This is a genomic window from Streptomyces sp. NPDC104226 (genome assembly GCF_055584085.1).
On sequence record NZ_JBVJMS010000001.1, the window covers coordinates 493,056 to 505,966 of the forward strand.

A 12,911-nucleotide genomic window follows, 5' to 3' on the forward strand; every position below is an offset into this window, starting at 1 on the left:
GGGGGCCTGGACGGGGCTGGTGGGTGGGGGTCCGGGGTGCCGCTCGGGTGCCGGGGGCCGCTCGGGGGCCGGCTCCCGGCGCGGTCAGCTCTCGGCGGGTGCCCTGCGGTCGGTGACCGGGGTCATGGTGTGGCGGACGACGGAGTCGGGGGACCCGTCCGGGGTGGGGAGCATCAGGCGGGCGAGGACGGCCGCCTTGCGCGGTCCGCGGACGCCGAAGGCCGTTTCCAGCCCGGCGCCGTGCGGGCTGCGCACGTCGATGAGGCGTACGACGGTGTCGTCGCGCTGGAAGATGCTGCTGCTCACGGTGGCGGGGTCCGCCCGGTGGGCGGCCTCCTCGTCCTGCCGTGCCAGGAACCGGGCGAGCGCGGGTCCGCAGCCGGGCTTGGCCGGGTAGAACAGCGCGTGCCGGCGTACGTCGGGTCCGTCCGCGGCGCCGGCCTCCCGCGCGGCGACGTGGTGGACGGCGGGGAGCGCGGCCCGCATGAAGAACATCCGGGCGGACTCGGGGTCGCCGAGGTCGCGGTCCTGCTCCAGGTAGGGGTTGATGGCCTCTTCGACGGCCCGTACCTCGGGCTGTTCGGAGACGTGCCGCAGGGCCGCCATCAGGTCGCCGCGGACCTCCACCGTACGCACGACCCGGTTGCCGTGCATGAAGAGGGAGGTCCGCAGGAGCCGGGTGTGCGAGTCCACCTGCGCCGCCGGGGAGGCGTAGCTGGACAGCAGCGCCGCGACCTCCTTCTCGCTCCCGGGCTTGACCGTGAAGGTCAGGGCGTGGCGCACGACGCCGGCTCCGAGGCGGGGGGTCTCCTGCAGTCGCGCGCCGACGGAGCGGCGGTCGTCCTGGTAGCCGCGGCCGGTCTCGCGCAGGACGGTGTACTTGAGCGGGCGCATGGCGCGGGCGCAGGCGCCGAGCGGGCGCACCTGCTCGGCGTGGTGCTCGCTGTTGACCCAGGCGAGGTACTGCGGGGCGCTCTCCCACTCGCTGGTGATGAGCCACTGGGAGGGGTTCTCGAAGGACTGGCAGAGCTGGTCGCTGATGTGGCCCGGTTCGGACGCGATGTCGTGGCGCAGCTGCTCGTAGGCCTCGAAGAACCGCTGCTGGGCTCCTTCGTGGAGGTCCATCAGCAGGACGACGCGGAGCATGGAGCCGTCGAAGGCTGACTGTGACACCCGTTCGGACAGGGTGGTCGTCATCTGCTCACTCCTTCGTGAGGGCCCTGGGTGAGGGCGGGGATGTTCATCGCGTACGGACCCTCGTCCGTCTTCGGTGGTGGCGCCGGGGCCCGGCGGTCGTCGTGGGGGACGGCCGGGGCGTCTCGGGTGAACCGCTGTCGCTCATCGTCATCCGGGTGGGGACGTACCGCTACATCTCCGGATCAAGCGGGTGACAACCGGCGTATCTCCTGGGCTTGGCGGCCGATCAGGGGCATAAAGAGGACATTCCACCCACACAGAAACTCAGGAGCCGCAGCTGATGGAAGACACCGCAGATGTTCGCGTACCGGTTCTCGTCGTGGGCGGCTCCCTCGTGGGTCTGTCCACCTCGCTGTTCCTGAGCCGTCACGGCATCAGGCACCTGGTCGTGGAGAAGCACGCCGGGACCTCCGACCACCCCCGCGGCCGGGGCATCAACGCCCGGACCATGGAGTTGTTCAGGGTCGCCGGGGTGGAGGGACCCATCCGGCAGGCCGCGTCCGCGCTGGAGAACAACAACGGCATCCTGCAGACGCAGTCACTGCTGGGCGGCGACCACAAGTGGCTGGTCAAGGCGATCGACCCGGCCGGCGCGCTGAGCAAGTTCAGCCCGAGCGCCTGGTGCGTGTGCAGCCAGAACAACATCGAGCCGATCCTGGCCGCGCAGAGCCGCTCCCAGTGCGGCGACGTGCGGTTCTCGACCGAGCTGATGAGCTTCGACCAGGACGAGACCGGGGTGAACGCCCTGGTCAAGGACCGGGAGACCGGTGAGCACATCACCGTGCGCGCCGACTTCCTGATCGCCGCGGACGGCCCGCGCAGCCCCGTGCGCGAGCAGTTGCGCATCCCGCAGACGGGCAGCGGCGAGCTGTTCCACAACGTCAGCGTCACCTTCCGCTCGCGCCGGCTGATCGAGGTGCTGGGCGACCTGCGGTTCATCGTCTGCTACCTGATGAAGCCGGGTGCGGACGGGGCGCTGCTGCCGGTCGACAACGACACCCAGTGGGTCTTCCACCTCCCGTGGCACCCGGACCGGGGCGAGACCCTGGAGGACTTCACCGAGGAGCGGTGCGCGGAGCAGATCCGGGCCGCGGTCGGCGTGCCGGACCTGGACGTGGAGATCGGCGGCAAGGCGCCCTGGCACGCGGCCGAGCGGATCGCCGAGCGGTACTCGTCCGGCCGGGTGTTCCTGGCCGGGGACGCGGCCCACGAGATGTCCCCCACCGGCGCCTTCGGTTCCAACACCGGCATCCAGGACGCGCACAACCTGGCCTGGAAGATCGCCGCGGTCCTGAACGGGTCGGCGGGCCTCGGCCTGCTGGAGACCTACCAGGCCGAGCGGCATCCGGTGGCCCTGGCCACCGCGGCGCGGGCCTCGGCCCGTTCGGCCGAGCACAGCCACCCGGGGTACGCGCCGCCGCCCACCGCGGGCGGCGGACCGGGCAGCGGGGTCATGCCGACGGCGATGGCGTACCGGTACCCGAGCGGGGCGTTCCTCGGCAGCCCGCCGGACCGGCCGGTCATCCCGGAGGGGATGCGGATGAAGGGCGACCCGGGCACCCGGGCTCCGCACATGTGGCTGAAGCGGGCCGACGGCGAGCGGGTCTCGACGCTGGACCTGTACGAGCGCTCGTTCGTCCTGCTCTGCGGGGCGGGCTCGCCGTGGCGCGAGGCGGCCGGGCGGGTGGCCGAGCGGCTGTCCGCGAAGCTGGACGCCTACTCCATCGGGTCCGCCCCCGGGGCGGACCTGGTCCAGGAGGCCGGTGCCGACTGGACCGAGGTGCACGAGCTGTCGGAGGCGGGCGCCCTGCTGGTGCGGCCGGACGGGTTCGTCGCCTGGCGCTCCGAGGGGGCCGTGTCCGATCCCGAGGCCGCGCTGTCCGAGGCCCTGTCCACGGTGCTGCGCCGGTCCTGAGCCGCCCGTACACCGAGTGGTCCCCCTGCCGCCGGCCCGTGAGCGGGCCGGGGGCAGGGGCGTTCGTGGGTGCTGCCGGTCCGCGTCAGGCGCAGGCCCAGCAGCCCGCCCAGCAGCCGGAGCCGTGGTGTGCGGGGCGCCGTCGACGGGCGGTCTCGGCGTGGGCCGTTCGCGTTCCGGCGGAGTTGCGGCGGGCGAAGCAGGCGACGACCACCGCGATCGCGGCGAGCTCCTCCGGGGCCGCCACGCCCTTCTCCACGCGGATCAGGCTGGCCATCTGGGCCATCGGGGCTGTCTGGGCTATCGGAGCGTCCTTCAGCATCGGCTCGGCCTCTCGCACAGGCGGGACAGCAGGGCCCCCCTCGCGGAGTCCACGGACTCCGGATGCCGCCGACGCTAGCGGGGCGCGACACGCCCGGCACGCCGGGCAGTTGCGCGAAGGCCCAGGTCGCGGCCGCGCCGACCGGGTGACACCGGGGTGCGCGCGAGCGCGCGGCGATTGGGCCGTCCGAGTGGCGGGCCCCCGGAAATCCGGGTGCAGTCCGTTCAGGGGGCGACCTAGGCTGGGCCAATGAGTACCCGTACCTTCCGCATCACCGTCCGTGGGTCGTTCGACGGCCTCACCGAGGAGCAGCGCGCCGCGCTCCTCGCGGACGCGGCCCGGCACGACATGCTGACGGCCGAGTTCACTCCCGAGGGGCACCTCACGTACGACGTGGCGGCCCGGCCCTTCTTCACCTTCCGGTTCCTGGCCGAGGGCAAGGCCGAGGAGGACATCCTGGACGCGACCGCCCACGCCGAGCTCGCCGCGGAGACCTGGCTGACGGAGCACGGGTACGGGTTCAAGCGGATGAGTTCGCAGGCCCAGGACCTCTCGCTGGCTCCCTTGAGCAAGCGGCAGCGGCAGGCGGCCGCGCGCGAGGAGTCCTGAGCGGGAGCTCCCCCGTACGGCCGCCCGTGGGGAACGCGGCGGGCCGGCTCAGCGGGCCGTGCACTTCTTCCAGGCGAAGTGGTACACGCTGTTGATGCTGCCGTCGGTGGAGTCGAGCGCCATGTAGCTGGTCGTCGACGGGTCCGAGGTGCCGACTTCGGCGCGCAGTTCGGTGTTGATGTTGAAGTTGCGCAGTTCGCCGCAGGGTGCGAAGACCAGGGCCTCGATGCCCGTGGTGTCGGTGGCCTGCCAGTTGTCGTCGAGCCTGCCCTGGAACTTGTGGGTGCGGTAGTCGGTCTGCTTCATGCCCTGGAAGTAGTAGCTGGCCTTCTGGGTGCCGATCGCGCCCTGCTGGAGGCTGCCGAATCCCCGGTAGTCGACCTGGGCGACGGCGTAGGTGTATCCCTGCGGGACGTGGACGAGCAGGGAGAGCAGGCAGTTCTTGCGGCCGTCGGTCGCGGCGCTGTTGCCGCCCGCCATGGCCAGGTACTCGCTGTAGGTGACGGTGAAGGCCGAGTTGTCCTCGGCCACGGCGACGGTGGCGCTGCCCGGACGGCAGCCCGAGCCGTTGACCGTGGCGACGTCGACGGTCACCCGGTCTTCCGGCGCGGCGGGGGCCGCCGGGCCGCCCGCCGCCCCGGCGGCGGAGGCGGGCAGGAGGGCGAGGAGGCTGCCGGTCACGAGGGCGGCGCCGAGCGCGGTGCGCAGTGTTCTGATCATCCGGCCATGGAAGCGGTCCGTATCCCGCCGATCGGGGAACGGGTGCGCGGTCTCACTCCGATGGCCGGGCCCTTTCACCGGAGAAACGTTCGGGCAGTTCTTCGGTAAGGGCCGATCGGCTCATCGGCGGGGCGGCGAGCACGGAGGGTGCGCCGATTCATCCCGGTATTTCCTATGATGAGCGCCCTACGGAACCGCCCGCGCCGAGGAGCCCCCATGCGCCGCCTGCACCGGTCCGCCCTGCTCTCCGCGACCGCGGCCGTCTGCGCCCTGGTCCTCGCGGCCGCACCACCCGCCGCCGGAGCGCCGGGACACGGAACGGACGGCGGTACCGATCCGGCCGAGGCCGCCGTGATCGGCGCTGGCCACGCGCGCGCCCACGCCGAGCTGCGCCGCGCGGCCCAGGGGGCCGTGGAGTATCCGCAGTCCCGGCGGAACGCGAGCCTGGCCTCGCTCACCGCCTCGCAGAGCGAGGCCAACTCCGCTTTCCGGGCGGCGGTTTCGGGTCGGTTCGCCGAGTACTTCCCCTCCCCCGACTTCGGGGTGCACGTCGCTCAGCTGCCCACCGGCAAGGTGCTGCTCTTCTCCTTCTCGCGGGTGGAGACCGACCCGACCAAGGAGACCGGGCCCACGGACCGGATCGGCCCCTCGAACGCGGGCCGCGCCTACCTGTGGGATCCGGCGAAGGGGACCGGCGAGCGGGCGTTCAAGAAGGTCACCCCGCCCGTCGTGCTGATGCCCGACGGGACGCACGCCCCGCGCCCGGCCCCGTTCTTCTGTGCCGGGCACTCCTTCCTGCCCAACGGGATGCTGGGGGTGTTCGGCGGCAACACGGGGGGCAAGGACGGCAGCGGAGCGAAGCTGTCCTTCGTCTTCGACCCGTGGACCGAGGGCTGGTACCGCAACCGCGACATGGCGGTGGGCCGCTGGTACCCGTCGGTGGTGACCGGCGCGGACGGCCGCCAGGTCATCATGTCGGGCCAGTCGGAGCGCGGTACGGGGACGCCCACCCCGGTGGTGGAGCGGTTCCCCGCGCCGGGGCAGCCGGTGCCCTGGCGCCCGTACGACATCCCGCTGGACCTCTCCGTGGAGCGGATGCGCTCCGACGCACCCTTCCGCAACGACTACCCGCACCTGTTCTCGCTGCGCGACGGCATGATCTACGGGCTGGGGCGCGACGCCGACCAGCAGTGGCTCTTCGACCCACGCGCGCAGACCCGTACGGACCTGCCCAGGCGGCCCGCCGACTTCCGGGGCTACGGCTCCGCCGTGCCGCTGCCGGCGGGGTTCCGGGGGCCCGACTCGGTGCTGGTGCTGGGCGGAGATCCGCTGGACCCGAACACCTACCGGCTGTCGGGCGGCGCCTGGACCACGCAGGAGCCGCGCGCCTTCGGCCGGACCCAGGACGACACGCTGATCCTTCCGGACGGCACGCTGCTGACGGTCAACGGGGCGAAGGACACCCGGGACTACGGGTTCGGGCCGTTCAACCCGAAGGCCGACCTGAAGTTCCGCCAGACCGAACTGCGGGGTGCGGACGGCCGGTGGCGGCTGGGGCCGGCCCAGCGGCTGCCGCGGGGCTACCACTCCAACGCCCTGGTGCTGCCGGACGGCCGGGTCATGGTCACCGGGGACGAGCTCCAGCAGATCGCCAACGACCCGGACATCAAGGACGGCATGGACGGCTCGATCGAGATCTACGAGCCCGCCTACCTGCACCGGGGAGCCCGGCCCGTACTGGACCGGGTACCGGCGGGCGAGATCGCCCATGACGCGGAGTTCTCCGTGGAGAGCTCGACGGCCGCCGGTGTGCGGCGGGCCGTGCTGCTGGCGCCGACCACCGTCACCCACGCGGTGAACACCAGCCAGCGCCATCTGGAGCTGCGGATGACCGGCGTCCGCGGCCGCACGATCGGGCTGCGGGCGCCGGCCACTTCGGCCGACGCCCCGCCCGGGTACTACATGCTGTTCCTCCTCGACGCGAAGGGTGTCCCCGGCACGGCGAAGTGGGTCAAGCTCGGCAAGCGGTGAACCCGCCCGCCGTCAGCCCCAGTTGATCAGGAACTGCGATCCCGGCTCGATCAGGACGTCGCCCTGGGCCGATCCGGTGATGGTGACGTTGGTCAGGGTGGCGTTGCCGCGGGCTCCGCCCATGGCCAGGATGCCGGAGCCGTTGTTGGACTTGCTGATGGTGACGTTCGAGATCTTGACGTCGGACATGACCCCTCCGCCGGTCTTGAACTGGATGCCGTCGTAGGTGGAGTCGTGGATGTCGGTGTCACGGATGACGACGCCCGGGATGGGCAGGTTCGACGGGAACAGGGTGATCGCGCCGAACTCCTGGTCCTCGTTCCAGAAGGCTCCGCCGGTGCGGAAGAGGCCGTTGCCCGCGATCAGGGTCTGCCCGGAGAAGGGCAGCGGGTCGTGGTCGGTCGCCAGCATGATGCCGGGGTAGTTCATGGTGTCGTAGATCAGGTTGTTCTCGATGGTGTTGCCGTAACCGCCGTAGATGGCAATGCCGTTGGCGCGCCAGGGCAGCTGGATGGTGTTGTTGCGGAAGTGGTTGTCGTGGCCGATGTCGACGGACTGGTCCTTCACGTACTTGCTGGACCACACCGCGAGGGCGTCGTCACCGGTCGTGCGGAAGGAGGAGTTGAAGACGGTGGAGTTGCGCGTGCCGTTGGCGAAGTTGATGCCGTCGGCGTAGGTGTCGCGGATCCGCATGCCGTTGAACTCGATGCCGTCGCCGGGTCCCCACAGGGCCGGGATGTTGTCGTAGTCGCGGCCGACCCAGACACCGACGTTGGCGTGCTCGATCCACACGTTGGTGATCTTCGTGTTCTTGCCGAAGCGCCCGTTGAGGCCCACGCCGCCCTCGGCGTTGCCGTCGCCGCCGCGGATCCGGCCCGAGCCGAAGATGGCGATGTCGGAGATCTGCGTGTTGTCGTCGATCTCGAAGCCGAAGTTGCCCTCGTGCGGGTGGTTGATGCCGCCCGCGTTCTGCGGCTCGGTCAGCGTGTAGAGCTGGGAGTGCCACATGCCCGCGCCGCGGATGGAGACGTTGCTGATGCCCACCTGGTTGAACTGGCCCCGGTTCAGCGGGTCGTCGGTGAGGATCTTCTGCTCCTGGCGCCACTGGCCCTGCGGGATCCAGACGCAGGCGATCTGCCCGTTCTGGTCCGCCGTCACGGCCTTCTGGATGGCGAGCGTGTCGTCGATGCCGTCGTTCGGGATCGCGCCGTAGTCGGTGATCGAGGTGCACTCGGCGGGCTTGGGCGCCGCCGGGGCCACCTGCTCCAGGTCGATCAGGTCGATGACGTAGTACGAGGCCGTGTCGCCCGCGTCGCGCTGGAGCCGGAAGGTGGTGCCGGGCGGGTAGCTCTGCGCGAGCAGGGCGTGGGACTCGTCGAAGAGCCTGCGGGCGTCACCGCCGGGGGTGTTGGTCAGACCCTCGGGGCTGTCGGTGCTGCCGTAGAGCCAGCTGTGCTTCGAGGAGAGGTTCAGCTTCTGGGCGAAGCTGCCGTTGACGTACAGGCTGATCGTGGCGTCGGCGCCGCCGCCGTTCGGGGCGTCGGGGATCGAGTTGCGCACGACGATGGAGTTGGCCTGGTTGGTGGAGGTGAACTGGACGTACTGGCCGGTCGAGGAGAGGCGTACGGACTCGCGGCCCGAGGACTCGGTGGCGAAGTTCGTGTGCCCGAAGGTGCGCTTGGCGTCGCTCTGCAGCAGGGTGCCGGTGTAACTGCCGGCCTCCGCCTCGTACTCGGTGTACGGGAGCGCGGCCCCGCGGCCGACGACCACGGCGCGGGAGGTGCTGTTGTTGGTCTCGTTGGTCTCGGCGACGAGGCCGGTCCCGTCGGCGGTGGCGGTGAGGGTGGCTCCGCCGCTGACCGCCGTCCAGGTCCCGTTGATCGGCACGTTGACGGTCTCACCGGCGGCGATCGCCGGCGTGGGGCCGTTGAGGGTGGTGGCCCCGGCGACCAGCCGGGTGATGGTGCCCGCACTCACCCCGGTGGTGCCCCGGTTGCGCACGGCGACGGTGAAGGAGACCGGGGCGCCCACGGCCGGGTTGGCCGGGTTCGTGGTGATGGAGAGGGCTTCCAGGTCGGGGCCCGGTGCCTGGCCGACGACGAGCTTCGCGGCGGCCGTGCGGCTGTTGTTGGTGTCGTTCTGCTCGGGGACGGTTCCGGCCGGGTCGACGACGGCGGAGACGGTGTAGCTGCCCATCGGGCGCTTGCCGACGGAGACCGGGACGGTGGCCGAGGCTCCGGCGGCGAGGGCGCCGACGGGGGCGCTGCCGGCGACCGCGCCTTCGAGGCTGACGTTGACGGTGGTGGCCGGGGAGGCGACCGTACCGGCGTTGCGGACGGTCGTGTTGACCGTGACGGCGTCGCTCTCGGAGGGCGCGGCCGGGGACCAGGCGAGGTCCGTGACCGTCAGGTCCGGGTTCGGGGCGGCGGCGCCGATGACCTGGAACTCGGCGGCCTGGCCGCCGCCTGCCCCGGTGTTGCCGGAGAACTTCAGCTGGACGTCGGCGAGGCGGCCGGTGACGGGGACGGTCACGGTGTTCTGGTTGCCGCCCGGGCTGAAGGCGTAGTCGGCGCGGGCCTTCAGGGTGGTGAACCCGCTCGCCGACTGTTCGCGGCCCAGGACCTCGAAGCTCTGGGTGCGGTTGCCCCAGGCGGGGTCGGGGTTGAGCTTGAGGACCACTCCGGTGACGTCGGCGTTGGAGCCGAGCTTCACGGTCAGCGTGGACTGCTGGGCGCCCGCCTCCCAGTAGCTGGTGACGCTGTCGTCGTTGGCGTTGGCCGCGACGAACGACTGGGTGGTGGAGGAGGCCTCGATGGGCCTGCCCTTGGCGAGGTTCACGCCGACGGGGGGCGGAGTACCCGGGTCCCCGGGATCGCCCGGATCACCGCTGCCGTTGGCGGAGTACACCTCCAGCTCGGATATCTGCGCGGCCTGCCAGCCGGTGTTGGAGCTGACGCTGACCCGCACGTAGCGGACCGTCGCCGCGGTGAACCCGATGGTCACCGTGTTGGACTGGGCGGGGCTGAACACCCGCCCCGCCGAGGCGGACAGGGTGGTGAAGGTGTTCCCGTCGGTGCTGCCCTGGACGGTCAGCGTCTCGGTGCGCGCCTCCCACGGGGCGGGCAGCTTCAGCACCACCTGGTCGACGGCGACGCTGCTGCCGAGGTCCACCTGCACCCACGTCGGGAAGGTGCCCGAGGGGCCCTCCCAGTACGAGCCCTGGTTGCCGTCGGTGACCCCCGGGGCCCCGTACCCGCCGAGGGATCCGCTCGCACTGACCGACTTGCCCAGGGCGATGTTGGGTCCGCCCGCGGCGGCCGCGAAGGTGACGGGCAGGAGTCCGACCGACACCAGTCCCGCGACCACCGAGCCGGCCACCATCAGCCGGCCGCTTTGCTTCCATCTCATGCTGTCCTCTGTTCCATGAGGGGACCCGGCCCGACGCAACCGCGCCTGCCGCAAACTTGCGTAGCGTTATTAATTTTTTGAGTGATCTGATCGCTGTTATGCGGCCATGGCGCCACAGGTTTCTAGCAGATGACGACTTTGTCAACGCTTTGCGCACAGAGGGGAGTTCGGAAGGGGCCTCGGATCACCCTCCGGGGCAGCCGCGCTCAGGCGGCCGAAGGCGCCGTCCAGGGCGCGCCGCGGCTACGGACACGTGCTCAGGGCCTGCTCGCAGCAGGTCCGCAGCCGTTCCGCAGCCTTCGGGCGTGGACGTGCAGAGCCTCGGGGCAGAGTCGGCGGGGGGCCTGCGGGTTGCAGTCTTCTTGCGTTCGCGCCCCCCAGGGCCGACACCCTCTAGGACAGGGTGAGGCGGACCACCGCCGTGTGGCCGGCGCTCCGCAGGGCGGTCTCGGCCGGGCCCGTGACCAGGGCGGCGTCGTACGGGCCCAGTTCCGCGGAGCCCGGCAGCTCGGCCGTCCCCTCCAGTGCCACGATCAGCAGGCTCTCGCCGGGCCGGACGGTGAGCGCGAGGCCCCCCCGTACGACGGCGGTGTCGGCGCCGACCACTCCCCTGCGGTACATCACGTTGAAGTTCACCACCGGCCCGGCCAGCAGACGGCAGCCGGTCGGCTCGTCCCCGGGGAAGCGCTGGGGGACGTACCGCCGGTCCACGAGGCGTCGTACGCCGCCGATCTCCAGGTCCATGCCGGCGCCCTCCGCGAGGGTGAGCGTGCGGTCGACGCCGGGAAAGACGGAGAAGGCGCCGTCCCCCGTGACCTCCGCGAGGCTCACCCGCCAGCCGAAGTCGTCCATCCCGGAGCCCTCGGGTCCGGCGGCGATCTCGCGGGTCACTCCCCCGCCGTTCTTCCACGGGGCGGCCGGACGGCCGGCCGCCCGCAGGATCCGGATCGGTTCTTCGCTGGTCATGGCACCCTTCCGGGCCGGGGAGATCCTCACCGGGCCCGGTCGAGCCTATCCGGGCGACCGGGACCCGCGACGGTGCGGGGACGCCCGGCCCGCGAACGGACGAAGCCGCCCCCGGTTCCCACCGCGTGTGCGGCGGGAACCGGGGGCGGCCCGTCGGAAGCGTCGCTCCGTCGATGCGGTGCGTGCGGACCGGTCAGGCGTCGGCCTTCACGGCGGCGGCCGCCGCAGGCGCGGCGCCGGTCGAGGCGGTCACCGGCGCGGCTCCGCCCGTGGCGGCCGTCCGCGGCCCGTGGGTCCCGCGCAGGCCGATCCCGCTGATGAGAGCGACCAGGCCGAAGGCCACCGCACCGATGACGAAGGTGAGGGTGAAGCCGGATTCGGCCGGCAGCGCGGGAACTCCCGCCGGGAGGTGCTCGATCGTCTTCGAGGCCAGGATGGTGGTCACGATCGCGCTGCCGATCGCACTGCCCGTGGAGCGGGAGATCGAGTTGATGCCGTTGGCGATGCCGCTCTGGTGGTGCGGGACGCTCGCCATGATCACGGCGGGCATGGCCGCGTAGCCGAAGCTGACGGCCGCGCCGACGACGAGGCCGGCGCCGATCACCGAGAAGGTGTGGCCGTGGTCCAGGGCCAGCCAGCCGAAGCCGGCGGCGCCGAGGGCGGCGGCCACCGCCAGTGCGGCGCGCGGGCCGCGGTGGCGGACCAGCTGGCCGCCGACCGGCGAGGCGAGGAGGGAGACGATCGCGCCGGGCAGCAGGAACTGCACGGAGGCGCGCAGGATGGAGGCGTCGAAGCCGTAGCCGGTCAGGGCCTCGGGCATCTGGACGAGGTAGGAGACGCCCAGGAAGTTCGCGAACATGCCGAAGCCGACGAGGATGCCGGCCAGGTTGGCCATCAGGACCGGGCGGTGGACGAACATCTTCATGTCGACCAGCGGTTCGCTGACCTTGAGCTCGGTGAACACCCAGACGGCGGTCATGACGACGGCGCCCGCGAAGCTGCCCAGCGTGCGGCCGGAGGCCCAGCCCCATTCGTGGCCCTGGGAGATCGGCAGCAGGAGGAGGAGCAGGGCGATGCCCAGGGTGAGCGCGCCGAGGAAGTCCGTACGTCCCCCGGTCTTGTGCTTGGTCGCCGGGACCAGGAAGACGACGGCGAGCAGCGCGAGCACGGCGAAGCCGGTGGCCATCCAGAAGGCGTTGCGGTAGTCGGCGTCGCTGCCGGAGGTCAGCAGGCCGGTGGCGACGAGCGCGAGGCCGCTGCCGAACGCGAGGGTGCCGCTGACCAGGGCCATCGCTCCGGGGAGCTTCTGGGGGCGGACCTCCTCGCGCAGCACGGAGAGGGCCAGCGGGAAGATCGCGGTGGCGGCGCCCTGCAGGACGCGGCCGAGGAGGAGCAGGGGCAGCGAGGACGCCAGCGCCGCGATGACGGAGCCCGCGACCATGACGCCCAGTACGGCCACCAGCGTCGGCTTCTTGCCGTGCTGGTCGCCGAAGCGGCCCAGCAGCGGGGTGAAGACGGCGGCGGACAGCAGGGTGGCGGTGGTCACCCAGCTGACGTTGGCGGTGGTGGTGCCGAGATCGCTGCGGATCAGCCCCAGGATCGGGACCGGCAGCGTCTGCATCATCGACACGACCATGGCGGCCAGGCTCAGGGCGAAGACGATGACCGTCTCGTTCCGGTGGCCGCCGGCCCGGGTGGTGGCGGAGGTGGTGGTGCTCATGGCAGGGAAGACCTTCTCAGTGC

General features: G+C 71.8%; 9 protein-coding genes. 3 read left to right on the plus strand and 6 right to left on the minus strand.

All coding sequences use genetic code 11. The annotated features are described in order from the left end of the window. Nucleotides 1-84: 84 nt before the first annotated feature. On the minus strand, nucleotides 85-1,197 hold the full coding sequence (locus ACZ60J_RS02260) for a SchA/CurD-like domain-containing protein (protein ID WP_469678242.1): 1,113 nt from the start codon (nucleotides 1,195-1,197) through the stop codon (nucleotides 85-87). Nucleotides 1,198-1,477: 280 nt separating this feature from the next. Here ACZ60J_RS02260 and ACZ60J_RS02265 point away from each other — a divergent pair, with 280 nt between their 5' ends. Further along, nucleotides 1,478-3,112 (plus strand): FAD-dependent oxidoreductase, encoded by a 1,635-nt coding sequence (locus ACZ60J_RS02265; RefSeq protein WP_469678244.1) that lies wholly within the window; start codon nucleotides 1,478-1,480, stop codon nucleotides 3,110-3,112. An 85-nt stretch (nucleotides 3,113-3,197) separates the two neighbouring features. Here ACZ60J_RS02265 and ACZ60J_RS02270 read toward each other — a convergent pair whose 3' ends face one another. After that, on the minus strand, nucleotides 3,198-3,434 hold the full coding sequence (locus ACZ60J_RS02270; RefSeq protein ID WP_469678246.1) for an acyl-CoA carboxylase epsilon subunit: 237 nt from the start codon (nucleotides 3,432-3,434) through the stop codon (nucleotides 3,198-3,200). Nucleotides 3,435-3,683: 249 nt separating this feature from the next. Here ACZ60J_RS02270 and ACZ60J_RS02275 point away from each other — a divergent pair, with 249 nt between their 5' ends. Further along, nucleotides 3,684-4,043 (plus strand): DUF6204 family protein, encoded by a 360-nt coding sequence (locus ACZ60J_RS02275; protein ID WP_469678248.1) that lies wholly within the window; start codon nucleotides 3,684-3,686, stop codon nucleotides 4,041-4,043. Nucleotides 4,044-4,091: 48 nt separating this feature from the next. Here ACZ60J_RS02275 and ACZ60J_RS02280 read toward each other — a convergent pair whose 3' ends face one another. Continuing rightward, complete coding sequence (locus tag ACZ60J_RS02280; RefSeq protein ID WP_469678250.1) at nucleotides 4,092-4,763, minus strand: DUF4360 domain-containing protein; 672 nt, start codon at nucleotides 4,761-4,763, stop codon at nucleotides 4,092-4,094. Nucleotides 4,764-4,979: 216 nt separating this feature from the next. Here ACZ60J_RS02280 and ACZ60J_RS02285 point away from each other — a divergent pair, with 216 nt between their 5' ends. After that, on the plus strand, nucleotides 4,980-6,794 hold the full coding sequence (locus tag ACZ60J_RS02285; RefSeq protein WP_469678252.1) for a galactose oxidase-like domain-containing protein: 1,815 nt from the start codon (nucleotides 4,980-4,982) through the stop codon (nucleotides 6,792-6,794). Between the two features lie 12 nt (nucleotides 6,795-6,806). Here ACZ60J_RS02285 and ACZ60J_RS02290 read toward each other — a convergent pair whose 3' ends face one another. The 3 genes from ACZ60J_RS02290 to ACZ60J_RS02300 form a co-directional block, all read right to left on the minus strand. Then, entirely contained in the window at nucleotides 6,807-10,202 is a 3,396-nt protein-coding gene (locus ACZ60J_RS02290; RefSeq protein WP_469678254.1) for a CARDB domain-containing protein, read from the minus strand. A gap of 393 nt (nucleotides 10,203-10,595) precedes the next feature. Then, entirely contained in the window at nucleotides 10,596-11,168 is a 573-nt protein-coding gene (locus ACZ60J_RS02295) for a HutD/Ves family protein (protein WP_469678256.1), read from the minus strand. 193 nt (nucleotides 11,169-11,361) lie between these two features. After that, nucleotides 11,362-12,888: an MFS transporter gene (locus ACZ60J_RS02300; protein WP_469678258.1), complete on the minus strand. Its 1,527-nt coding sequence runs from the start codon at nucleotides 12,886-12,888 to the stop codon at nucleotides 11,362-11,364. Nucleotides 12,889-12,911: the final 23 nt, after the last annotated feature.

Bases quoted from the DNA above. Each gene is read 5' to 3' on its own strand.
- ACZ60J_RS02260 (WP_469678242.1), bottom strand. From the start codon at position 1,197: ATGACGACCACCCTGTCCGAACGGGTGTCACAGTCAGCCTTCGACGGC.
- ACZ60J_RS02265 (WP_469678244.1), top strand. From the start codon at position 1,478: ATGGAAGACACCGCAGATGTTCGCGTACCGGTTCTCGTCGTGGGCGGC.
- ACZ60J_RS02270 (WP_469678246.1), bottom strand. From the start codon at position 3,434: ATGCTGAAGGACGCTCCGATAGCCCAGACAGCCCCGATGGCCCAGATG.
- ACZ60J_RS02275 (WP_469678248.1), top strand. From the start codon at position 3,684: ATGAGTACCCGTACCTTCCGCATCACCGTCCGTGGGTCGTTCGACGGC.
- ACZ60J_RS02280 (WP_469678250.1), bottom strand. From the start codon at position 4,763: ATGATCAGAACACTGCGCACCGCGCTCGGCGCCGCCCTCGTGACCGGC.
- ACZ60J_RS02285 (WP_469678252.1), top strand. From the start codon at position 4,980: ATGCGCCGCCTGCACCGGTCCGCCCTGCTCTCCGCGACCGCGGCCGTC.
- ACZ60J_RS02290 (WP_469678254.1), bottom strand. From the start codon at position 10,202: ATGAGATGGAAGCAAAGCGGCCGGCTGATGGTGGCCGGCTCGGTGGTC.
- ACZ60J_RS02295 (WP_469678256.1), bottom strand. From the start codon at position 11,168: ATGACCAGCGAAGAACCGATCCGGATCCTGCGGGCGGCCGGCCGTCCG.
- ACZ60J_RS02300 (WP_469678258.1), bottom strand. From the start codon at position 12,888: ATGAGCACCACCACCTCCGCCACCACCCGGGCCGGCGGCCACCGGAAC.